Annotated in this window: 18 protein-coding genes; 11 read left to right on the top strand and 7 right to left on the bottom strand. The window is 66.3% G+C overall.

Going from position 1 to position 23995, the window contains the following annotated elements; genetic code table 11:
- Window positions 1-70: 70 nt before the first annotated feature.
- The 9 genes from AC3A35_RS07070 (at window position 71) to AC3A35_RS07030 (ending at window position 13541) form a co-directional block, all read left to right on the top strand.
- The gene (locus AC3A35_RS07070) at window positions 71-1246 is read left to right on the top strand and encodes an acetyl-CoA C-acetyltransferase (protein ID WP_487435275.1); all 1176 of its coding nucleotides are present in this window, start codon (window positions 71-73) and stop codon (window positions 1244-1246) included.
- A gap of 174 nt (window positions 1247-1420) precedes the next feature.
- Window positions 1421-2164 (top strand): acetoacetyl-CoA reductase, encoded by a 744-nt coding sequence (phbB, locus tag AC3A35_RS07065; protein ID WP_487435273.1) that lies wholly within the window; start codon window positions 1421-1423, stop codon window positions 2162-2164.
- Between the two features lie 270 nt (window positions 2165-2434).
- On the top strand, window positions 2435-3124 hold the full coding sequence (locus AC3A35_RS07060) for a hypothetical protein (RefSeq protein WP_487435272.1): 690 nt from the start codon (window positions 2435-2437) through the stop codon (window positions 3122-3124).
- Window positions 3125-3397: 273 nt separating this feature from the next.
- On the top strand, window positions 3398-4129 hold the full coding sequence (locus tag AC3A35_RS07055; protein ID WP_487435271.1) for a S1 family peptidase: 732 nt from the start codon (window positions 3398-3400) through the stop codon (window positions 4127-4129).
- A gap of 137 nt (window positions 4130-4266) precedes the next feature.
- Window positions 4267-4392 (top strand): hypothetical protein, encoded by a 126-nt coding sequence (locus tag AC3A35_RS07050; RefSeq protein ID WP_487435270.1) that lies wholly within the window; start codon window positions 4267-4269, stop codon window positions 4390-4392.
- Between the two features lie 588 nt (window positions 4393-4980).
- Entirely contained in the window at window positions 4981-8319 is a 3339-nt protein-coding gene (locus tag AC3A35_RS07045) for an ATP-binding protein (protein WP_487435269.1), read from the top strand.
- Window positions 8316-10046 (top strand): sensor histidine kinase, encoded by a 1731-nt coding sequence (locus AC3A35_RS07040; RefSeq protein ID WP_487435268.1) that lies wholly within the window; start codon window positions 8316-8318, stop codon window positions 10044-10046. Before AC3A35_RS07045 ends, AC3A35_RS07040 begins: the two co-directional genes overlap by 4 nt.
- Window positions 10043-10480, top strand: coding sequence for a response regulator (locus AC3A35_RS07035; RefSeq protein ID WP_487435267.1), 438 nt, complete (start codon window positions 10043-10045; stop codon window positions 10478-10480). The genes AC3A35_RS07040 and AC3A35_RS07035 overlap by 4 nt, the downstream gene beginning before the upstream one ends.
- Before the next feature lie 178 nt (window positions 10481-10658).
- Window positions 10659-13541, top strand: coding sequence for an EAL domain-containing protein (locus AC3A35_RS07030; protein ID WP_487435266.1), 2883 nt, complete (start codon window positions 10659-10661; stop codon window positions 13539-13541).
- 44 nt (window positions 13542-13585) lie between these two features.
- On the opposite strand, the gene AC3A35_RS07025 is transcribed toward AC3A35_RS07030, so the two are convergent.
- Entirely contained in the window at window positions 13586-14185 is a 600-nt protein-coding gene (locus AC3A35_RS07025) for a cysteine hydrolase family protein (RefSeq protein WP_487435265.1), read from the bottom strand.
- Window positions 14186-14306: 121 nt separating this feature from the next.
- Here AC3A35_RS07025 and AC3A35_RS07020 point away from each other — a divergent pair, with 121 nt between their 5' ends.
- A complete protein-coding gene (locus tag AC3A35_RS07020; protein WP_487435264.1) occupies window positions 14307-15185 on the top strand; it encodes a LysR family transcriptional regulator in 879 nt (292 codons plus the stop codon).
- Between the two features lie 99 nt (window positions 15186-15284).
- On the opposite strand, the gene AC3A35_RS07015 is transcribed toward AC3A35_RS07020, so the two are convergent.
- A complete protein-coding gene (locus AC3A35_RS07015) occupies window positions 15285-16592 on the bottom strand; it encodes a cation:proton antiporter (RefSeq protein WP_487435262.1) in 1308 nt (435 codons plus the stop codon).
- 202 nt (window positions 16593-16794) lie between these two features.
- Window positions 16795-17799, bottom strand: a complete 1005-nt coding sequence (locus AC3A35_RS07010) for a nucleoid-associated protein (RefSeq protein WP_487435260.1) — start codon at window positions 17797-17799, stop codon at window positions 16795-16797.
- Window positions 17800-17996: 197 nt separating this feature from the next.
- On the opposite strand from AC3A35_RS07010, the gene AC3A35_RS07005 reads away from it, so the two are divergent.
- A complete protein-coding gene (locus AC3A35_RS07005; RefSeq protein WP_487435259.1) occupies window positions 17997-18260 on the top strand; it encodes a hypothetical protein in 264 nt (87 codons plus the stop codon).
- A 63-nt stretch (window positions 18261-18323) separates the two neighbouring features.
- Here the strand turns inward: AC3A35_RS07005 and AC3A35_RS07000 are convergent, their stop codons facing one another.
- The 4 genes from AC3A35_RS07000 to AC3A35_RS06985 form a co-directional block, all read right to left on the bottom strand.
- Window positions 18324-19268, bottom strand: a complete 945-nt coding sequence (locus AC3A35_RS07000) for an alpha-E domain-containing protein (protein WP_487435258.1) — start codon at window positions 19266-19268, stop codon at window positions 18324-18326.
- 25 nt (window positions 19269-19293) lie between these two features.
- Window positions 19294-20712 (bottom strand): circularly permuted type 2 ATP-grasp protein, encoded by a 1419-nt coding sequence (locus AC3A35_RS06995; RefSeq protein WP_487435256.1) that lies wholly within the window; start codon window positions 20710-20712, stop codon window positions 19294-19296.
- A gap of 367 nt (window positions 20713-21079) precedes the next feature.
- Entirely contained in the window at window positions 21080-21577 is a 498-nt protein-coding gene (locus tag AC3A35_RS06990) for a Csu type fimbrial protein (protein WP_487435255.1), read from the bottom strand.
- Window positions 21574-23991, bottom strand: coding sequence for a fimbria/pilus outer membrane usher protein (locus AC3A35_RS06985; RefSeq protein WP_487435254.1), 2418 nt, complete (start codon window positions 23989-23991; stop codon window positions 21574-21576). Before AC3A35_RS06985 ends, AC3A35_RS06990 begins: the two co-directional genes overlap by 4 nt.
- Window positions 23992-23995 lie beyond the last annotated feature (4 nt).

Below are 23995 nucleotides of genomic sequence, written 5' to 3'. Positions count from 1 at the left end.
ACTGCGCCGCCGCCCGGCGGCGCATCTGCCGCCCGCGGCAGGATACGCGGGCACCCAAGGAGAGCTCAAAATGAACGACGTAGTCATCGTCGCCGCGGCACGCACCGCGGTGGGAAAATTCGGCGGCACCGTGGCAAAAGTGCAGGCAGCGGATCTCGGGGCACGCGTCATCGCCGCCCTGCTGCAGCGTACCGGCGTCGACCCCGGCCTGGTGTCTGAAGTGATCATGGGCCAGGTGCTCACTGCCGGCTGCGGCCAGAACCCGGCGCGCCAGGCCGCGCTCAATGGCGGCTTGCCCCACGGCGTACCGGCCATGACCATCGGCAAGGTCTGCGGCAGCGGCCTCAAGGCCACTCATCTGGCGGCGCAGGCGATCCGCTGCGGCGACGCCGACATCGTCATCGCCGGCGGCCAGGAGAACATGAGTGCGAGCCCGCACGTGCTCAACGGCTCGCGCGACGGGTTCCGCATGGGCGATGCCAAGCTCGTGGACACGATGATCATCGACGGCCTGTGGGACGCCTACAACCACTACCACATGGGTACGACCGCCGAGAACGTGGCCGCCCAGTTCGGCATCAGCCGCGAAGAACAGGACGCGTTCGCCGCCGCCTCGCAGCAGAAAGCCGAGGCGGCGCAAAAGGCCGGGCGCTTTGCCGACGAGATCGTGCCGGTCGAGATCGCCTCGCGCAAGGGCACCATCGTGTTCGACACCGACGAGTATCCCAAGCATGGCACCACGATCGAGAGCCTGGCCGCGCTGAAGCCGGCGTTCAGCAAGGACGGTACGGTGACCGCGGGCAACGCGTCCGGCCTCAACGATGGCGCGGCCGCGGTGATGATGATGAGTGCCGCGAAGGCGAAGGAACTCGGCCTCACCCCGCTGGCCCGCATCGCCGCCTACTCATCGGCCGGGCTCGACCCCAGGATCATGGGCATGGGCCCGGTTCCGGCGTCGCGCCTGTGCCTGTCCAAGGCCGGCTGGTCCACGTCCGACCTCGACCTGATGGAGGTCAACGAGGCCTTCGCCGCCCAGGCGATCGCGGTGAACCGGCAAATGGAGTGGGACACCAGCCGCATCAACGTGAACGGCGGTGCGATCGCGATCGGCCATCCGATCGGGGCGTCGGGCTGCCGCATCCTGGTTTCGCTGGTGCACGAGATGATCCGCCGCGATGCCAAGAAGGGGCTCGCCTCGCTGTGCATCGGTGGCGGCATGGGCGTCGCCCTGTGTATCGAGCGCTGACCGCGCACCGTCCTCGCAGCTGCGTCAGATCGTCGTCTCCACCGGCGGGTGCGGGTGGGGGCGGCGTGCACGTGCCTTGTCGTGAGCAGCGGCACGTGTGCGGTCATCAGGTTCAACAATAAGCGGGCCGATGACCCAGCACCCTCATCACACCCAACAGGAAGGAGATCGACAATGACGGACAGAATCGCACTGGTAACCGGCGGCATGGGCGGCCTCGGCGAGGCCATCTGCATGAAACTGGTCCACCAAGGCTGCAAGGTGGCGGTCACGTATTCGCCCGGCAATACCCGCCATCAGGACTGGGTTGCCGAGATGGAAGCACAGGGATTGAAGTTTCTCGCGGTCGAAGCCGACGTTGCCGACTTCGACTCGTGCGCGCGTGCGGTGGCAAAGGTGACCCAGGCGCTCGGCCCGATCGACATCCTGGTCAACAACGCCGGCATCACCCGCGACATGACCTTCAGGAAGATGGGCAAGGCCGACTGGGACGCGGTGATCGGCACCAACCTCGATTCGGTGTTCAACATGACCAAGCAGGTCATGGACGGCATGGTCGAACGCAAGTGGGGCCGGGTGATCAACGTGTCGTCGGTCAACGGCCAGAAGGGTGCGTTCGGGCAGACCAACTACTCGGCGGCCAAGGCCGGCATGCACGGCTTCACCAAGGCCCTGGCGCTCGAAGTGGCGCGCAACGGGGTGACCATCAACACCATCTCGCCGGGCTATATCGGCACCAAGATGGTGATGGCGATCCCGCAGGAGGTGCTCGACACCAAGATCCTGCCGCAGATTCCGGTTGCGCGCCTGGGCAAACCGGAGGAGATCGCCGGCCTGGTGGCCTACCTGTGCTCGGAGGAGGCCGCCTTCGTCACCGGCGCCAACATCGCGATCAATGGCGGGCAGCACATGCACTAGCGGTGCCTTTGGCCCCGGCCGCCGGTGGCGACACCATGGGTGCGCGCACGGCAGGCCGGGAGCCTTTCCCCGCGCCGTGTTGACGCTGCCTTCGGCGCCGGCTGCCGCGCTGCGGCCCTCCGGCCTCACGCCTTCGAGCGCCAGGAAACCCGCTGTCACAACTCATTACCTTGCGTAACAGCCTGCACGGGGTGGATGGCCTACCGTAGGCATGAGTGTTGCCGGGGGCTCCGATCGTCGAGCCCCGCAGCCTCATCCGCGAGGCACATCATGACCACACCGACGAGCATGAGACGAAAGATCTGGGGTTTCCCCCTGATCCTTGCGCTGGCGCTTGGTGGCTGCGTCGTCGCACCGGTTACCCCCTATGGCTACCACGAAGAGGTCGTCATCGTCACCCCGCCGCCCCGCGTCGAATATCGGGGCTATCCGCCGGCAACCGGATACTTCTGGATCGACGGCTACTGGAACCGTGTCGGTCGACGCCATGACTGGGTGGGTGGACGCTGGGCACCACCGTCTCATCACCATCGCGCCGCCCCGCAGCGCAACTGGGAGCGCGATCACGACCGCGACCGGATCCATGCCCGCGATCGTGATCGCGACCGCGATCGTGATCACGCCAGGCCGCAGAGCCGGGACCAGCGCCGCAGCGACGACGGCGTCCGGCAACACAGGGAGCGCGCAAGCGCCCAGATCCAACAGCGCGAACGCGTCCGGGACGGCTGGTCCCAGATCCAGCAGCGCGAGCGCACCCAGATCCAGCAGCGCGAGCGCGTGCAACTCCCGCAGCGCGAACGCGTCAGGGACGGTTGGAACGACCGCGAACGCAATGCTGCCGCTGCATCCGGGCGGCCACGAGAACGGTCGGACCGGAACGACTGGCAGCGCGTCCAGGATCGGAGCGCCAGCGAGACGAGACAGCGCGGCGACAACCCCTGGCGTAACGAACCGCGCTGACCGAGGACAGGTTCGCGTCCCCCGGCACCCGAACCCCACGGGCGCCGGGTTCAGTCTTGCCCCGATACACCCCTGCGCCATCGGCGCGGCGCAGACGGGTGCGTGGCCCCTCGGCGATCGCGGCGAGCGTTCATCACCGACGTCCACACCGGCCGCCGCGGTGGTACGAACAGCCCCTGGCGGGCACAATGGACCCCGGCACACAATGACGGCCGGCCCCGCCAGCGCTTGACTTGCGGGCCCTGGATCCGGCCCCCGACTCGGAAGACCTCCATGATCGAACCCCTGCTCCTGGCCTCGGCACGGATCGTCACCTTCGTGAACTACCAGCAACTGACCAATGCCAGCGGGTTCTTCTTTGAACGCGACCAGCGCCTGTTTCTGGTGACGAGCCGCCACGTCCTGTTCGACCAACCCAGCCTGCACAACCCGAACCGGATCGAGATCGAGCTGCATATCGATCCGGACAACCTTGCCGAATCAACCGGATTCTCGATACCGCTGTACCACGACGGCAAGAGCGTCTGGCGTCAGGGCCGTGACACCGCCGGCGAAATCGATGTGGCCGTGATCGAGCTCGATCGCGACGCGTTGCCGCAAACTACGGTCTACCGCGCGTTTACCCCGCAACACCTGCTCGGCCGCTTCGATCAGGTGGAGGTCGGCACCTCGCTGCTGGTGGTCGGATTTCCCCTTGGTTTTCACGACACGCTGAGTCATATGCCGGTGGTGCGTCAGGCCATCATCGCCTCGTCGTTCGGACTGCGTTTCCAGGGAATGGGCTATTTCCTGACCGATGCGCGCACCCACCGCGGTACCAGCGGCGCGCCGGTCGTGATGCGCATTGCCGAGCCGGAAGCAGCGCTTCGCGACCTGCCCTGGATGTTGCTCGGCATCCACTCGGCCCGGCTCGATGTCGGCACCCGCGACCTGAAGCTCGACGAAGCCCTGGGCCTGAACTGTGCCTGGTACGCCGACATCCTGCTCACCCTGACCGAGCACTGATCGAGCACCGAGCGCGCACCAAACCCTCTCCCCCCGATAGGGCCCCGCCCTTATTTTGCGGCACCCGGTTTCTCCCGGCCCGGCGGCCTATACTGAACCAGCACTCGCGCCCGCAGGTGCCATTCAGGAGAACGACCATGAGCAAAGGCCAGCACAGCAACAAGGAGTCCCGAAAACAACCGGCGCTGAATCCCAAGGAGAAAAAGGCCGCCAAACAGGCCAAGAAGCACGAATCCGACGTCAAGCCGATCATTCCCCATTGAGCGCCCGGACCCGCCGGGGGTGACGTCCGCACCCGACGCCTCCGTCGCCTTTCCGCGCCGATCCGGACACGCACCCCGTATCGCCCCTGTCACTTGAAATGGATGGCGATCGACTGATGGACCGACCATCCAGGCAGGTCGGGGTGACCGCCGTCGACCTGCCAACGGCGAGACACCTGCAGGGTCGATGACGTCGCTTCGAGCGCACTGCCAGTAGACAAGCGCAGCGCCGCGAAAGAGCGGCGCGGGTCCGGCCGCACCCCGGCCGCCGGCCAGTTCGCCACGGGCGCGGCCGAGCACCCGACCGCATCCGGGCAACTCACCTCTGCAGGGAGCGAACTTCCGCCTTGATGGCGCCGATCCGCGCCGTCATCGGCGCGTGGTCCCGTGGCGCCGGCACAGGCGATCCACGATAAAACGCCATGAAGCCGTTGGTGGACCGGCCCCCGCACGGGCTGGCCAGATACCCGCGGTCGGTCCGCCGGCGCCGCTTCGGTAGCCGGCGCGGCGATTGGGGGTATACCATCTGGTTCAAACCAATGGATCGACACGCGACCGCTCGCGGACCGACCGGCGGAGGACATCTGCATGAATGGCATCCCTTCCGACGTGGCAGCGAAAGGAGTCACCGCCGCGGTGACCGCCCGCGGCACGACAGTGCCTCCGATCGCCCACCCCGCATCGACGATCGTGCTCGCCATCGCCATTCCCTTTGCAGCCCTCGGGCTGCAGTGGGTGCTGTGGGACTACTTCAGGCCTTACGTGTGGTTCCTGTTCCTGCCGGCAACCTTTGTCAGCGCCTGGATCGGCGGTCTGGTCGGCGGCCTCGCGGCAACCCTCATCAGTGCGTCGATGGCCTGGTACTTCTTCATCCCGCCTGCACTGTCATTTGCGTTCAAGGACCCGTCGGCAAGCTACGCGGTGGCCGTGTTCGTCCTCATGGGCGGTTTGTTCTCGTGGTTCCACGAACGCCTGCGGCGGTCGATGCGGCACGCCGACGAGGCGCTCGCCACGGCCGCCGCAGCCAGCGAGAGAATCACCCATCTGTACGAGGAGACACTGCAGCTCGATGCATTGAAGAGCCAGTTCTTCGCCAATCTCAGCCACGAATTGCGTACCCCGCTCACCCTCATCCTCGCACCGCTGGAACAGCGCCTGCGCCGCGCGCCCGGCCCCGACTTTCCCGAGGCCGAGCGCCGCGAAACCGAGGTCATGCTGCGCAACGCGCGCCTGCTCTACCGTCATGTCACCGACCTGCTCGACGCGGCCCGACTCGACGCCGACCGCGTGGGCATGACCTGGTCGCGGCTCGACCTCGCCCGCCTGATCCGGGCGATGGCCAGCCACTTCGAAGCGCTCGCGGCCGAGCGCCGGATCGCTTACACCGTAAGCGCTCCGGAACGGCTGCAGATCGAAGCGGACGGTGAAAAGCTGCAACGCATCCTGCTCAACCTGCTGTCCAATGCATTCAAATTCACCCCTGACGGCGGAGCGATCACGCTGCGGCTGGCGCAGACCGGCACCGCTGCGCTGATCGAGGTGCAGGACAATGGGCCGGGCGTGCCCCCTGCCCTGCGCAAGGCGGTGTTCGAACGCTTCCGCCAGGGTCAGGACGAGGGCGGTGCTCGCCGGAATCATGTCGGCACCGGTCTGGGCCTGTCTATCGTCAAGGAGTTCATCGGGTTGCACGATGGCACCGTCGACCTGACCGAAGCGCCGGGTGGCGGTGCATTGTTCTCGGTACACCTGCCGCTGGCTGCACCGTCGGGCGCGGTGTTCAGCGCCCCCGTGGCGCTCGACGAAGTCCTCGACCGCCAGGCGGTCGAGGAGTTGGAAGTGCACCCGCGCCCCGAGGCTCCGATCCTGTTGCCTGCCGACGACGAGGCCCTGGTGCTGGTGGTCGAGAACAACATCGACCTGAACGAGTTCATCACCACCCTGCTGCGCCCCCATTACCGCGTATGCAACGCCTTCAACGGCCGCGAGGGCCTGGACATGGCGCTCGCATTGAGGCCCGACCTGATCATCACCGATCTGACGATGCCGGTCATGAGCGGTGACGAGCTGGTGACCGAATTGCGCAGCCGGCCGATCACCAGCGAGCTGCCGATCGTGGTGCTGTCCGCGCGGAGCGACGACGACATGCGTCTGCGACTGCTGCGCCAGGGCGTGCAGGATTACCTGACCAAGCCGTTTTCCACCGAGGAGTTGCTCGCGCGCGTCGGCAGCCTGGTCGCATCGCGCCGCCGGACCGAATCCGAACTGGCCGCCAGCGCCGCGCGCCTGCGCCGTCTGGCCGAGGTCGTCGAACAGATCGCCGCGGTGCGCGACCTGCCCAGCTTGATGGCGATCGTGCGCCGTGCGGTGCGCGAACTGACCGGCGCCGACGGCGTCACCCTGGTGCTGCGTGACGGCGGCCACTGCCACTACGTGGACGAGGATGCCATCGGTCCGCTGTGGAAGGGACAGCGCTTCCCGCTCGAATCCTGCATCTCCGGCTGGAGCATGCTCCACGCCGAAGCCGTCGCGATCGAAGACATCTACGTCGATCCACGGATTCCCTACGCGGCCTATCGCCCCACCTTCGTCAAGAGTCTTTCCATGGTGCCGATCGGGCGCGACCAGCCACAGGGCGCGATCGGCTGCTACTGGGCAGTCCGCCACCGGGCCACGGCCGACGAGCTCGAACTGCAACAGGCCCTGGCCGACGCCATGTCGGTGGGCATGGCCAACCTCGATCTGTACCGCGACCTGACCCGCGCACGGCAGCTCGCGGAGCAGGCTGCAGCGGCGGCACGCGCCAGCGCCGCGGTGCTGAAGGAGGCACAGCACCTGGCCGGCCTCGGCAACTGGTCGTGGGATCTGCAGACCGACAGCCATTTCTGGTCGGAGGAGATTTTCCGTATCTATGGCCGCGACCCGAGCCTGCCCGCGGCCACCTATCCCGAGGTCCAGCGCTATTTCACCGCCGACAGCTGGGACCGGCTCGCCGCCGCGGTGGAGATCGCAAGAACGCAGGGCACGCCCTATGAATGCGACGCCGAGATCGAGCGCACCGACGGAACCCGGCGCTGGGTGATGGCGCGCGGCGACACCACGCTCGACGCCGACGGTGTCGTCATCGAACTCCACGGCACCGTCCAGGACATCACCGAGCGCAAGCAGGTGGCCGAGGAGCTGCGCGAACTCAATGCCAGCCTGGAACAGCGTGTCGAACTGCGGACCGCCGAACTCACCGCCGCCAACAAGGAGCTCGACACCTTCGCCTACGCGGTCTCACACGACTTGCGCGCTCCCCTGCGCGCCATGAGCGGCTTCTCGCAGGCGCTCCTCGAGGACTATGGCGACCGGCTCGACGGCGATGCAAAGCGCTATCTCGACCAGATCAACGTGGCCAGCCGCAAGATGAGCCAGCTGATCGACGGGGTCCTGTCGCTGTCGCGCAGTGCGCGCGGCGACCTGCAGCGCGAAACCATCGACCTGTCGGCGATGGCGGCCGGCATCGCCGACGACCTGGCGCGGACCGAGCCCGATCGGGTCGTGGCCACCGCGATCGAGCCGGGACTGAACATCGTCGGCGACCCCCGCATGGTCGAGGCGGTCATGCGCAACCTGTTGGGCAACGCCTGGAAGTACACGGGCAAGACGGCACATCCGGCGATTCGCGTGTATGCATGCGCGATCGACGGTCGGCAGGGCATCTGTGTGGCGGACAACGGCGCGGGTTTCGACATGGTCCATAGCGACCAGTTGTTCCAGCCCTTCCGCCGCCTGCACCGGCAGGACGAATTCCCCGGAATCGGCATCGGCCTCGCCACCGTGCAGCGCATCGTCCGCCGCCATGGCGGCGCCATCCGCGCCCAGGCCGCACCAGGCGAAGGCGCCACCTTCGGCTTCACCCTGGACGGCGAGTGCGAGACCCCATGACAACGCCGCGCAGCCGCTTCATCCTGCTTGCCTGCGGCAGCTACATGGTGCTGGCACTGGGCTGGATTTACACCTCGGACCAACTGCTCGCCGCCTTCACCGACCTCGAATCGATGGTCTGGCTGTCGACGGCGAAGGGCGCGTTCTTCGTCGTCGCCAGTGCCGCGGGCTTCTTTCTCGCCCTGCATGCCGTTCCGCCCGCCCAAACCGGCGCCGGCGAACGACTGATGGACACGCTGGCGATCGGGATCTCGCCGCGCGGGTGGCCGGCGGGGCTGGGCTATGTGTTCGCCGTCGCCGTGGCGCTCGTCATGCTGGTGGTGCGCGACAGCCTTGCGGTCGCGTTCGACGACCGGCCGCTGCTGATTCTGTTCATGTTTCCGATCATCCTCAGCGCCCTGCTCGGTGGCCTCGGGCCCGGTCTGGTGGCGACCGCGGTGGCCGCGGCCGGCGTGGCCTATATGGCGATTCCGCCGCTGCGCGACTTTCGCATCGCCGCCGGCCACGACCTTGTGCAGTGGGGCTTCCTGATCACCAACGGCGTGGCGGTCAGCGTACTGAGCGAAGTGCTGCGACGCTCGCTCGGGCGGGTGGAAACCAACCGCCGTCTGCTCGATGCGGTGATCTCCGGCACACCCGACGCGGTGTTCGTCAAGGACAGGAAGGGCCGCTATCTGCTGGCCAACACCGCCACCGCGGGCTTTGTCGACAAGCAGGTGGACGAGATCCTCGGCCGCGACGACCGCTTCCTGTTCCCCGAGGCTTCGGCCCGCGCACTGATGGCGACCGATCAGGCGGTCATGGCCGCGGGCCGCACCCAGACCCACGAAGAACGGATTTCAACCTGCGATGGCAAGGCGCTCGTCTTCCTGGTGACCAAAGGGCCGGTTTTCGACGAGGCCGGCCAGGTCGTCGGCCTGTTCGGCATCTCGCGCGAGATCACCGCCAGCAAACGGGCCGATGAAGAGATCCGCCGCCTCAATGCCGAACTCGAATGTCGGGTTGCCGAACGCACCGCCGAACTGCAGGCGGCCAACCTCGAACTCGAAGACCTCGCCTACGCCCTGACCCACAATCTGCGGGCGCCGCTGCGAGCGATCGGCGGGTTCGCGCAGCTGCTGGTCGAGGACCATGGCAGCCGCCTCGAAGGTGATGCGAGAAGTTGTCTCGACCAGATCATCCACGCCAGCGACAACATGGGCGAACTGATCGAAGGGATCCTGGTGCTGTTGCGCTGCACGCGGGGCGAACTGTGCCGCGAGACGGTCGACCTTTCCGCGCTGGCGGGCCGGCAACTCGACCAACTGGCCCAGCACCAGCCGGGTCACCGGGTGACGGTGCACGTGGACGCCGGCCTCACCGCTGTTGCCGACCCGGCCATGATCGGGGCCGTCCTTACCCAGCTGCTCGAGAACGCGTGGAAATTCACCCGTGACCGGCCCCATGCCATGATACGCGTGACCGCCGGCACGATCGGCGACCAGGCAGGCATCTGCGTGGCCGACAACGGTGCCGGCTTCGACATGGCGCACGCCGAGCGGCTGTTCCAGCCTTTCCAGCGCCTGCATCGACAGGACGAGTTCGAGGGCACCGGCGTTGGCCTTGCCATCGTCCAGCGCATCATCCACCGTCACGGCGGCAGGATGCGCGCGGAGGCAGCCCCCGACGCGGGCGCAAGATTCTGTTTTTCGCTACCTGCCGGCAATGACAAAGGAGGCGTTCCATGACGAGCAAGACCATCCTGCTGGTCGAAGACAACCCCCAGGACGAACTGCTGATCCTGCGCGCGCTGAAGAAGATCAACCTGGTAAATCAGGTCGACGTGGTGCGCGACGGACAACAGGCGCTGGATTACCTGTTCGCCGAAGGCGAGTTTGCCGCGCGTGCCGATGACGGCTTGCCGACCGTGGTCCTGCTCGACATCGGCCTTCCGCGCCTGTCCGGACTGGAGGTGCTGGCCCGCCTGCGCGTCGACCCGCGTACCGCGCTGCTCCCGGTGGTGATCCTCACCTCTTCCGACGAGGAGCGCGACCGGCTGACGAGCTACCAGAGCGGCGCCAACAGCTTTGTGCGCAAGCCGCTTGACTTCACCGAATTCGCCGAAACGGTGGCGCGGCTCGGCGTCTACTGGCTGGCGACCAACGAAGCCCCGCACCGCTAGTTCGATGACATCGAGATGGCGAATGCTCCTCACTTTCCAGGTCCCGGCATGACGTTTCGCACATGGCCGACGCGGTTTCCAGTGCTTTTCCGGGCAGAACCCGGATACTTGAACAATCTCCTCAACGCCCCTGCGGAAGCCGCGCGCAGGCGCGGACGGACCGCCGCAGAGATCGCCGATGCTCAAGCTTCTGTACATTGAAGACAATCCTGCCGACTTCCAACTGCTGGTCCGTCACATCCAGCGGCAGGGCATGGTGGCGGATGTGGTGCGGGTCGAGGACGAAGCCGGTTTGTCTGCCGCCCTGGACGGCATCCGCTGGGACGCCATCCTGGCCGATTACAACGTCCCGGGACTGAACTTTCGCGACACCCTCGCCCAGTTGCGCCGACGCGTCCCCGACTGCCCGCTCATCCTGGTTTCCGGTTCCATCGGCGAGGAGAACGCGGTGGAACTGCTCAAGGAGGGGGTCTGGGATTTCGTGCTGAAGGACAACCTCGCGCGGCTGTGTCCGGCCCTCGAACGGAGTCTGCGCGACAGTACCCAACGCATCGAGCGGCAGGACACCGAGTTGGCCCTGCACGAAAGCGAGGAACGCTTCCGGGTCATCGCCTCGACCATCAATGATGTGATCTGGATGGCCGACATTGTCCACAAACGGATCTTCTATGCCAGTCCGGCCTACGAGGAGATCTGGCAGCGGTCGGTTGCCTCGCTCTATGCCAGCCCGCGCTCGTTCGTGGAAGGTGTCCACCAGGGCGACATCGAACGGGTCATGGCCACCGTCCATTCGGCACAGGCGAACGCCCGACCCTATGCGCACGAATACCGCGTGGTGCGGCCCGACGGCTCCGTGCGCTGGGTCCTGGATCGCGCGTTCCCCGTCGCCGAACCGGCGGGCCCGCCGACCCGCTACGTCGGGGTGGTGAAGGACATCACCGAGCGCCACCTGGCGGAGGAACACCTGCGCCAGGCCGCGACCGTCTTCGAGAGCACCCGCGACGGGGTCATGATCACCGACCTCGACGCCTCGCTGGTGGCAATCAACAAGTCTTTCACCGACATCACCGGCTACACCGAAGCCGAAGCCCTGGGTCGCACCCCCTCCCTGCTCCGGTCGGGCCGGCACGGTCCGGAGTTCTTCCAGGCGCTGTGGGCGAGCCTGCTCAATATCGGGCAATGGCAGGGCGAAATCTGGAACCGGCGCAAGGACGGTTCGGTGTACCCCGCGTGGCTGACCCTGTCCACGGTGCGCGACAAGCACGACCGTCCGACCCACTACGTCGGCGTATTCAGCGACATCAGCCAGCTCAAGCACAGCGAGGAGCAACTGGCGCATCTTGCCCACTACGACCCGCTCACCGACCTGCCCAACCGGCTGCTGCTCCAGTCCCGCCTGGAGCACGCCCTCGACCGGGCGCAACGCCATGGGCACCGGGTCGCGGTGCTGTTCATCGACCTCGATCACTTCAAGACCATCAACGACAGCCTCGGACATGTCGTCGGCGACCAGTTGCTGGTGGACGTCGCACGCCGCCTGCGCGCACGCGTGCGCAGCGGCGACACCCTGTCCCGCTTCGGTGGCGACGAATTCCTGCTGCTGCTCGAACCCGTGGGCACCCCGGATGAGCCGGCGGTGGTGGCACGCGACATCGTGACCGCACTGGCCGCACCGTTCCTCCTGGCCGGCAGCGGTGAAGCCTATGTCGGCGCCAGTATCGGCATCAGCGTCTTTCCGGAAGACGGCGCCAACGCCGCTGACCTGCTGCGCAATGCCGATGCGGCGATGAACGGGGCCAAGACCAACGGACGCAACGGCTTCTGTTTCTACACCGCCGACATGAATGCCAACGCGGTCGCCCAGCTGGCGCTCGAAGCGGCCTTGCGGCGCGCGCTTGAACGCGACGAATTCGTGTTGCACTACCAGCCCAAGGTCGACCTGCGCACCGGCCAGATGGTCGGCGCCGAGGGGCTGATCCGCTGGCAGCGCGAAGGCGGCGAGCTCGAGACGCCGGCGCGCTTCATCGCGCTGGCCGAAAAGACCGGACTGATCGTGCCCATCGGCACCTGGGTCATCGATGCCGCCTGTGCCCGCTTGCGGCGCTGGCGCGACGCCGGCCACCCCGAGCTGCATCTGGCGGTCAATGTATCCGGCCGCCAGTTCTACGCCGATGATCTGGCCGAGATCGTGGCGCAGGCCCTGGCGCGCCATGAGGTACCGGCGGCCTGCCTGGAACTGGAGGTGACCGAGAGCATGCTCATGGCCGATCCGGAACGGACCATCGCCATTCTGCATGCGCTCAAACGCATCGGTGTCAGACTGTCGCTGGACGATTTCGGCACCGGTTATTCCAGCTTCGCCTATCTGAGCCGCTTTCCGATCGACACCCTGAAGATCGACCGGTCTTTCGTGCGCGACGTGGTCAGCGAACCCACCGCGGCCATGATCGCGGTGTCGATCATCGACCTTGCCCACCGGATGCACCTCAAGGTCGTAGCCGAAGGGGTCGAGACCGAAGCCCAGCTCGGTTACCTGCGGACGCGCGGCTGCGACCAGATGCAGGGTTATTTCTTCGCGCGGCCGATGTCGGGGGAGGCCTTTTCCGCGCTGGTGAGCGAGGGCCGATGCCTGCCGCAGCCGGGGAGCGAGACCGCGGCCGATCGCACCCTCCTTCTGGTCGACGACGAGCCGAACGTACTCTCGGCGCTACGCCGGTTATTGGCGCGCGACGGCTACCGTACCCTGACCGCCGAGAGCGGCACCCGCGCGCTCGAGCTGCTGGCCACCCATCCGGTCAAGGTGATCATCTCCGACCAGCGCATGCCGCACATGACCGGGACGGATTTCCTCAGACGGGTCAAGGATCTGCACCCCGATACGGTGCGCATCGTGCTCTCCGGCTACGCCGACCAGGAGTCGGTCACCCGGGCGATCAACGAAGGCGCCATCTACCGGTTTCTGCAGAAGCCCTGGGACGACGACCGCCTGCGCGAACATGTGCGGGACGCCTTCCTCTACCACGATGCGGTGATCAAGCCACGTACCGACCAGGGCGCCTGAGCACGGCGTCGCGAGCGCGCCCGCGCAAGCGTGCGGGCCGAAACTCAGTCTGGAATGGCTGCACCGTCCGCCACCACCACCGCGAACAGGTCGGCCAGCGCGGCCAGCGCCGCGCGCTGCAGGGCGATGGCATCCACGGTGCCACCGTCGGTTGCCGGCAAGGGCCGCGTTGCCGTGGCGCTGGCCGGGATCACGACTTCGTAGCCGAGGTTGAAGGCACCGCGGGCAGTGGAATTGATGCACATATGGGTCATGAACCCGGCGATTACCAGCCGGGTCGCCCCGAGCGCCTTCAGCCGCGCATCGAGGTCGGTGGCGACGAAGGCATTCGGATAATGCTTCACCACCACCGCCTCGCCCACCTGCGGGGCCACCTTGTCGGCAATCGCACCGGTCGCGGCACGGATGTCGAACGGCGACCCGGGACCGGAGTCGTGCTGAATGTGAATCACCGGCACCGCGAGTGCCCTGGCCCGTCGCAGCAGTCGGGCACACTCGTCGAGTGCGGGCTCGAAACCGACCAGCGCCAAAGCGCCATCGCGATAGGTGTTCTGGGCATCGACCAGGATCAGGGCAGCGCCGGACAGGGGGGTCGGCGCAGAGGGCTTGGCGGACAACTGACGCAGGGTGATGGGCTCGGGCATGACGGGGTCCTCGGCAGGTGAAGTCGGTGCTGCGAGACTAACCGCCCGACGTGCCTGCGCATATCGACATTGCTGCCGCCCAACCCTGCAATAATGCAGGCCTTCGGACAGGGGACGGCGGATGAACTGGGATGATCTGCGCTTTCTGGTGGTGATCGGACGCGAACACACGCTGGCGGCCGCGGCCCGTCGCCTCAAGGTGGACCAGACCACCGTCGCACGGCGCCTGCGCGCGCTCGAATCGGCGCTCGGTACCGTGTTGTTCGAACGTAGCGACGGCCTGTGGCAGGCGACACCGGTCGGCGCGCGCATCCTTGAACGGGCCGGACACATCGAAGAGCAGGTGGCCGGACTGGGGCGCGTGGCCGAGGCCGACGGCCGGGCGGTGGGCGGGGTGGTGCGGATCACCTCGGTGAGCGCGATCGTGGCCGACTATCTGGTCCCTCGCCTCCCCACGCTATACGCCCGTCATCCGGCGCTGTCGATCGAGCTGATCGCGAGCAACGACAACCTCAGCGTATCGCGCCGCGAGGCCGACATCGCCATTCGTCTCGCGCGCCCGGCCAGCGGTGACTTCCTGATCCGGAAGGTGGCCGAATGCGCACAGAACGTCTACATCTCGGCGCACGGCGACCCATCGGTCGCGACACCCGACTGGGTGGCCTACAGTGAGGAGCTTGAGCACACCCCGGAAATGCGCTGGTTAGCCCGGCATGTGCACGACGGACGGGTGCGTCTGCGCACCAACAGCCTGCATGGCCTCACGCGTGCCGTCGCCAGCGGCATCGGTCGCGGCATCCTGCCCTGCTTCTTCGCCGATCCCCATCCCGACCTGCTCCGGATCGAAGGGCCCGAGCCGGTGCCCAGTCGCGATCTGTGGCTGCTGATCCACCCCGACGCACGCCAGCAGACGCGGGTGGCGGCAGTTGCCGATTGGCTGGCCGAGCACTTTACGGCCGACGCCGACGCGTTCCGCGGCACGCTGCCCGCACCCCGCTGATGGGCCAACCACGGGGGGATCCAGCGCACGCCGACGAAGCCACGAACGACGGTTGCCGAAACAGCCCAGGCGCGCCATGCGCCTCGATGCCACGGCGGACTACTTGCGGCGCCCCGACCAGAACCATCCCATCATCGGCTTGACACTGACGCCGTGGAACAGAATCGACAGGGTCACCACCACCAGGGTCATGTGGATCAGTTCCAGTGCGACCGGTTCCGGCAAACCGTGCTGGATCGCATACATCAGGTAGTAGAGCGAGCCGATGCCACGCACGCCGAACCATCCGGCAAGCCCCCGTATGCGCCACGACGTGCGCGTGCCGAGCAGACCGATCGCGACACTCACCGGGCGCGCCACCAGAAACAGGAACAGCGCCAGCCCGACCGCGCGCACGCTCCACGAATCGATGAACAGGGAGCCGCCGACCAGCAGGATCAGCACCACTTCCGACAAGCGCTCGAGGTGCTCCTTGAACACCAGCGAACCGCTGCTGATCCCCGCCACTTCCTGCTCTGCCTCCTCCAGCACCGCAGCCTCACCCTCGCCACCCGGCTCGCCGCGGAGGCTTTCCGCCACCTCCGGCGCACTGCCCGCGAGCTCGCGCTCGGTCTGGCGCAGCGCCACGGCGGCGAAAAAGACCGCCAGGAATCCCCATGCGCTGGCCACCACGCTGAGTCCATATACCGTACCGATCAGCCCCAGTCCGAGAAAGTCATCCATCAGGCCGTACGACGGTTTCCGCGCACGCAGCGCATGGCCCACCCGCGCCAGCGCCGCGCCGCCCACGACCCCGATCACGATCGCGGCAGCCGTCGCCCACAGCAGGTCGACCAGCACCCAGCGCACCCCGAACTCGCCGAGTTCGTGCAGTCCGAGCAGCCCGAGACCGAGCATCACGAACGGGAACGCGCTGCCGTCGTTCATGCCCGCTTCGCAGGTCAGGGTGAAGCGCAGGCGGTCGCGGTCGCCCGGATGACGGGTCTGGACGTCGGTCGCCAGCACCGGATCGGTGGGCGCCACGATGGCGCCGAGCAATATCGCCGCGCCGATCTCGATGCCGAGCACAAGATGCGCGAACCCCGCCACCATCCCCACGGTGAGCGCCATCGACAGCGTCGCCAGCAGGATCGGCGCGCGCCAGCGCGGCAGGCTCACCGGAACCGGCATCTTCACCCCGGCCGAGAACAGCGAGATCAGCACCACGGCCTCGGTCAGCACCTCGAGCAGGCCGGACTGCTGGAGCGGATTGAAGTGAAACAGGCCGAGTCCGATCGGGCCGACGACGATGCCCACCGCCAGATAGACGATGGCCGAGGTTACCGGCAGGCGTTTGAGAACCGACGAGGTCAGTCCCATCGCCAGCAACAGTGCGCCGACGAGCAGGAACCATTGAGCGTTTGTCATTGGCGATATGCAGTAGTGTGTGGTCGAGGCGTCCGGTGCTGCCGTGTGCCGCCGGGGCGGCGGCACTGCGGGGCGAACGCCGGACGCAGGTGACGGGCCAGAAGTATCGGTGAAATCCGCCGCCAGGCGGGCAGCCGTTGCCAGCCGTTACCGTTCGGGCGAGCGATTCGCGGGGGCCGCCGGGGCACGCCCCGGGCGTACCCTACTCCTCCAGCAGCATGCGCTTGAGGTAGTCCGGCAGGCCGGACAACACCAGGGTATCGGTGGCGCGATCGTAGTGCACCGCGCCGGAATGCAGGCCGCTGCGGTCGAACTCCAGCTTCCACTGCTCGCCACTCGCACTGAAGCGCACCAGCTGGCGGATTGCGCGCCGATCCGGGACGAAGCCGCTGCTCAGCTTGAGCCCCTCGGTGTTGAGCACCGCATCGAGCTGCGCGGCCCGGTCCGGGCATATCTGGCGGGCGACCTCGTCGAGCGCGAGCGGCTCGCCGCTCTCGCCCAGCTCGTCGAGATAGCCGTGCGCGCGCTCGAGCAAGGCATCGCGTGCCGGCGGCTCGAGGCGTTCGCTGTCGACGAACTGGTTGAGGGCCAGCACCAGCTTCCTGGTTTCCTTCCGCGCGACGACCACGTCGCTGCAGCCGAGAAAGCGCTTGAACCACGGCGCGACATCGCCGCGCCCCTTGAGAAAGCTGATATAGCGTTCATCGCCGCGCTGCCAGCCACTGAGATCGATGCGTCCCGCCGCCCGCAGGGTGGAGAAATCCAGATGCGCGCAATCGACCACATCGAGTGCGCCGGTGATTGCGCTCCCCACGGTCTCGCCCACCAGCGCCACCCACAGCGTGTCGGTGCTGTCCTCCTGTATACGGGCAAGCAGCACGAAACCGTCGGTCGCGACCTCGTCGTCGATGCAGGCCTGCAGCTGTTCCATCATCCGCTGCGACAGGGTGGCGAAATCGATGCTGCGCGCCACGACATGATCGTGCACCAGCAGTGGCAGCGGATAGGCAGCCTCGTCGGTCTCGAAACGGCCGAAGCCTTTGCTCGAACGATCCGCATAGTGCCCGCACAGGCGCTCGACCAGCCGCACCGCGGCGCTGTCGAGTGCGCACGACGAGGCGCGCAGGTCGACCGTGGCGGGGGCGCCTTCCGGCTTGAGCAGGCGGTGGACGACGAGGTCGGTGATGGTATGCTGAACCTGGCTCATGCGAAAAAACTCGAAAACATCGGGGGCCGAATTCTCGCACGTCGCCGGCACCGGAATCTGGTCTGCACGCATCCGGACAAAAAAAGCGGATTGAACTATCCGCAAACGTCACCCAACATCAATTCATCGGGGGCAACCGCCGCGTACGGCAAGCGGTGACACACCGTGAGCCCGAGCAGTTCGGGCAGGAGAACACCATGCTGACGATTCAAGACTGTATCGAGCTATCGGATCTGACCGAGGACGAACTGCTGGCGATCGCCGAGCACGAACATGTGCCGGAGATGCTTGCGGTGGAGATGGGTGCCTACATGGTCCAGACCGCCGAAGGCGAGAAGCGGATCAAGCGCATGATCGCCGACGACATCGCCATGGCCAGGGAACATGGCAACCTGAAGCATGCCGCCAAGCTGAAGCTGATTCTCAAGCACTACCTCGAGCACCACGCCAAGGCAAAATGAACGCGATCACCGGCGCGTGGGCCCCCGGGCAGCCCGAGAGGCTGCCCGGGAGAAGCTTGCTGGTCAGGACACCGGAACCAGGAAGTCGTCCGCAATCCGGTTTCCCAGCCCCTGCACGCGGTCGAGCAGGCGCAGGATGTAGCTGTGCAGGCCGCCGCGGACGATGTCGTCGATCCGACCGAAGCGGAGCTGGGCCTCGAGTTCGCCCGCCTGACGCTCGGTTTCGGCCGACTGCGCATTGCTCACGCGCTGCAGGTTGGAATAGACCTCCTTCAGGCACCGTGCCAGCGAACGCGGCATGTCGACCCGCAGCAGCATCAGCTCGGCGACCCGCGACGGCGTGATCAGGTCGCGATAGACCTTGCGATACACTTCGAACGCCGACACCGAGCGCAGCAGCGCACTCCACTGGTAATAGTCCGCGGCGCCGCCTTCGGCCTCGCCGGCCGGCAGCAGAATCTGGTATTTCACATCGAGGATACGCGCGGTATTGTCAGCGCGCTCGAGGAAGGTGCCGATCCGGATGAAACGCAGGGCCTCGTCCTGCAGCATGGTGCCGATGGTGACCCCGCGCGACAGATGCGAACGGTACTTGACCCACTCGAAAAACTCGCCGGCGCCCACGTCGGCGAACTCCTCCCGGCTGAAGTCGCGCATCTTGAGCCATGTCCCGTTGGTGGTCTCCCACAGCTCCGAGGTCAGCGTGCCGCGCACCGCATGGGCGTTCTCGCGTGCTGCGCGCAGGCAGTTGCGGATACACGACGGATTGGTCTCATCGAGAATCATGAACTCGAGCACGTTGTCGGGCGTGATTTCGGCGTAGCGCTCGTGAAACGCCGTCTCCAGTCCCATGATGCGCAACGTGGCGCCCCAGGCCTGGTCTTCCTGGATCTGTGATTGCGGCATCATCGACATGCGCAGGTTCACATCCAGCATGCGTGCGATGTTCTCTGCCCGCTCCATGTAGCGGGCCATCCAGTAGAGGTGATCAGCAGTACGGCTCAGCATTTGTTGTTCTCCATCAGGCCTGACATCACGCTTCCAGCACCCAGGTATCCTTGGTGCCGCCGCCCTGCGACGAGTTCACCACGAGCGAGCCCTCACGCAATGCCACCCGGGTGAGCCCGCCCGGAATCAGCTGGATCTCCTCGCCGGACAGCACGAAGGGACGCAGATCGATGTGTCGTGGCGCGATCCCCGATTCGACGAAGGTCGGGCAGGCCGACAGCGCGAGGGTGGGCTGGGCGATGTAGCGCTCGGGGAACTTCTCGACGATCTTGCGGAAATCCTCGATCTCGGCCTTGGTGGAGGCCGGCCCCACCAGCATGCCGTAGCCGCCGGCACCATGGACTTCCTTCACCACCAGCTCGGCCATATGGTCGAGCACATAGGCCAGATCGTTCTTCTTGCGGCACATGTAGGTCGGCACGTTGTGCAGGATCGGCTCTTCGCCGAGGTAGAAGCGGACCATGTCCGGCACATAGGGGTAGATCGACTTGTCGTCGGCCACGCCACTGCCGATCGCATTGGTTACCGTGACCCGGCCCGCCTGGTAGGCGCCGAGGATGCCGCGTACCCCCAGTTCGGAATCCGGACGGAAGGCCTGCGGGTCGATGAAGTCGTCGTCCACCCGACGGTAGATCACATCGACGCGTTGCGGTCCCTGGGTGGTGCGCATGAACACCTGCTCGTCCTTGACGAACATATCCTGCCCCTCCACCAGCTCGACCCCCATCTGCTGGGCCAGGAAGGCGTGTTCGAAATAGGCGCTGTTGTAGGCACCCGGCGTCATCACCACCACCGTCGGGTCGGTCACCCCGGTCGGCGCCACGCTGCGCAGCATGTTGAGCAGCATGTCGGGATAGCGGTCGACCGGCGCCACCTTGTAGCGCGAGAACAGGCGCGGGAACAGCCGCATCATCATCTTGCGGTTTTCGAGCATGTAGGACACGCCCGACGGCACCCGCAGATTGTCTTCGAGCACGTAATACTCGCCTGCACCGGCGCGCACTACATCTACGCCCGCAATGTGCGCATAGATGTCGCGCGCGACATCGACGCCCTGCATCACCTTGCGATATTGGGCATTGTTCAGCACCTGCTCGGGCGGGATGGTGCCGGCGCGGAGGATGTCCTGATCATGGTAGATGTCGCGGATGAACATGTTCAGCGCCTTCACCCGCTGGCGCAGGCCGGCAGCCAGCATCTGCCACTCGTCCGCCGGAATGATGCGCGGGATGATGTCGAACGGGATCAGCCGCTCCGTTCCCGCATTTTCACCATACACCGCAAAGGTGATCCCGTAGCGGTGGAACAGCGCGTCGGCTTCGGCACGTTTCTGCGACAGTCGCTCTTCCGGCATCTCGGACAGCCAGTTGGCGTAGGAGGCATAGTGCGGACGGACCCGCCCTGCCTCGTCTGTCATCTCGTTGTAGAAGTTCTTGATGGTCATGACGCGGGGCCTGCCTTTCTCGTTGTGATTCCGGACTACCGTATATCAGCGAAAAGCGTGCCAGCAGAAAAGCGCTCCTGAACCATGCTTGCATGGCCTTTCGCACGGAGACTGCACCGTTTGCGTGCATGTTCATGATAGCGCACCAAAATGTGGTGCATAACCCGTTGCGGGCCATGCCGTCGCACAAATCGGGCGCACATCGAGTCGGGGACGGGGTCAGCGGACTCACCGGACCCGCCTTGCGGTGAACCTTGCGTCCTCGGGCTGATGACACCTTCTGCCATCATCCCCGCTTCCGGATACCGTCGGATCAGTTTCGGTACGTGATCAGGATGTCGTGATTGACCGGGTCGACCGGCCGTCCTCAGTACGTGACGCTGACGACGATGTTGTCGCTGTAGCTCCCCGCATAGACATTCTGACGGCTCGGAATGCGGCCGTACACCGTATGCGTCGCACCGGTGCCGCTGCCGCCGACGACGGCGCTGCCGCCCGTGCCATCTCCCCAGATGGTGCTGCGCGAAGCCTCCCGATACAGGTTGTACGCAAGTTGGTGGGCGCCGCTGGCCATCCAGCGCGAAGCATAGGACCCGTTCCCCGAACTGATGGCGATCGAATAGGAAGCGGCCGCGTCGCAACTCACGCTGACACTCCCGGCACCATCTGAATTCACATTGCTGAACACGTCGTAACTGCCAAAGTTGACGCCGGTCGCGCTGACGCTGCAGGTGACCGACCAGGCCGACAGCGAAGTGCCGAGCAGAGTGGCCGCCACGAGCCACGTCGATGCCGCGCTGCGGGTGGTTCGCCGCCCAGAGACCGTAGCCGGGACACGGTGAAGTCGATCGAATGATCGGGTCATGGCCTTACCCCTGCGCACGTGTAGGTCCCCAGATGGGGCAGCGGATCGGTCGTTGGCAGGAAGGGCACGACGACTTCGCAATGCTGGCCGCGCCAGCCGATGCGCAGGCGATTGCTTGGCAAGAGCCCGGTTACATACACCTCGCCTTTCAAGCCGGTGGGGAATTCATTCGTCTCCCCGGCGATGTTCACGACCGCCCCCGCGGGCAGTGGCTCACCGTTATCGAGAATCACCGTCAGCAGCGCGCCGCGCGAGCGTCTTACCGGGATTTGCAGCAGCACCCCGCTGCGCAGGTAGGGCACGGTGTCTTGCGCCAGGGCATCGATCTCCGCATCCATCGGCAGATCCGCTTGTTCGATACGGATGGTATTTTTCTGGTAAGGGCGCAGCCGCGGCACCAATGCACTGCCGCCGGCGTCGGTGTGCGCCACCACTTGATTGTCGGCGTAAACGCGCACGCCCGGATAATCGGGAACCTGCACCACGGCAAAGGCGTCGCCGATCTGCCGGCTCGCGAACACATTGCCCCCCAGTATCGCCACGCTGCCGCGGGCGCCGGCGCGATAGCCGGTCTGCCCCTGGTCTCGGGCTGCCTCCAGCGTATACAGGCCGACCGCGTTCTGCACACTGAGGTCGGCGCCCACGCGCTGCGATTTCGTCGCCTCGGTCGCGCCGGCGACGAGGCGATAGCCAATGCCGTCGCCCGGCGGCAGATTGCGTTGCACCTGCACCACCGCCTGGCTGCCGGTCGGGTCGTGGGCCGCGCTGACACTGGCGCTGCTCCGTTCCCCCAGCACGTACGTGAAATTCAGGTTGAACGAGGTCTTCGTTTCTCCGCTCAGAACGCGCAGCACCGAGAAGCTGAGGAAGCCCAGTTTCCCGAGCCGGATGCTGTAGCTCGCATTAGCCAGCTCGACCTCGTCCCGGTCACGGTAATCCTGGCGGGTGTAACTCGCGGCCACCGAGCCGTAGGCGCCGGCGTTGGCGCCGACGAAAAACTGACTCACCTGGCGCGGCGCCAATTCGCCCGGCTGCAGCCCGAGCTGTGCAAAGCGTTGGCTGGCGAGTTCCACGTTTCCCCCAAGACTGAGCGATCGGCTCTGGCGCTCGAAGCCGAGCGCGACCAACTCACCCGTGCCACGCTCGGCGTGGCTCGCGGCAACGGACGCACTGAACAATCCGGCGGTGGGCCACAACCATGCGCCGGAAACACCCACCGTCTGCTGCTCGCGCAGCAGCTCGCCGCGCGCCTCGCCGGTGAACGCGTTACTGAAGCCCAAACGATGGGTGGCGACCACGGCGAAGCGGCCATAATCATTGCTGTCGATGCCATAGTTGTTGCGCACAAAACCCATCTCATAAGAGTACTCGCGCAGGCCCTCCTGCAACAGGCGCGGGCTGGCGTAGTAAGGCAAGGTGATCACCTGCTCGCGGCCCAGCAGGTCGCGCACCACCAAGCGCGCTTCGCCTTGCCCGCTCACAACGGGGAGATCGCGGATGGTGAACGGGCCGGTCGGCACGTCGCGGCGCAGGCGCAGTGCATCGTTGACGAAGAGATCGACCGTGGACGGCAGCACGGCCTCTGCGCTTGCACTCGGCAGCGGGAACGTGACCAGGCCAGGCTGGGTCGCGAAATTGGTCGCCCACTGCAAGCCGCCAAAGCGCAGCGAGCGCCCCCAACTGCCCGCCGCGCTGATCGCATCGCCGATCCGGAGGCTCGCCAGCTGCGCCGGGCGATCCTGCGTCCAGGTCGTGTCGAGGCGGACGACGTGTGCGCCGGTGCCGGTGTCGCGCGCGAGCACGCTTCCGGTGCCCGTGCCCCACGCATTGAAGACGCCCACATCAAACAGGCCGCCAGCGTGAGTGGGGCCGTCCGCGCGATCGACCGACAGATCGTAGGTGACGAAGGCGCCCGGCGCCGCGGGCCGCGGGACGCTGAATCCTGCATCCTGCCCGATCAGCGAGGTGGCCAGGAAGAGTCCCGACGGCGCATCGACAGACAACGTCTGGCGCGACTCATCCACTTGATACGTAAGACCCGGAAATGCGTCGAGCGAATACCAGTCTTCACCGCCACGGCGCAGCGCCGCCGCACCTGGCACGCGTAGCCGCCAGCGCTCCAAATCCTCACCTCGCGCGAGCAGGAGCCCATCGCTGCGCCGACGGAGCAACAGCACGGTCTCCTCCGGACCCTGCCGGTTGATGCGCAGCGCCAGGAATATTTCGTCTGTGGCAACGGTTTCAACGCCCGCCTGTTGAGCGCTTTCCGGTGTTGCGGCAAGCGCCGTGCCCAGCATTCCCGCCAGAATCACCACGACGCACGCGCGGATCGACTTGATGCGGTATGGAACTTCTCGAAAACCATGAAAGAGCTGCCAGTTCGCGGGGGAATGGCAGTGAAAGAACGGAATCATTGCG

It is taken from the genome of Azoarcus sp. Soil_N_20, assembly GCF_057656155.1.
Note: the sequence above shows the minus strand (reverse complement) of the source record. Positions and strands in the feature narration are given on the sequence as shown.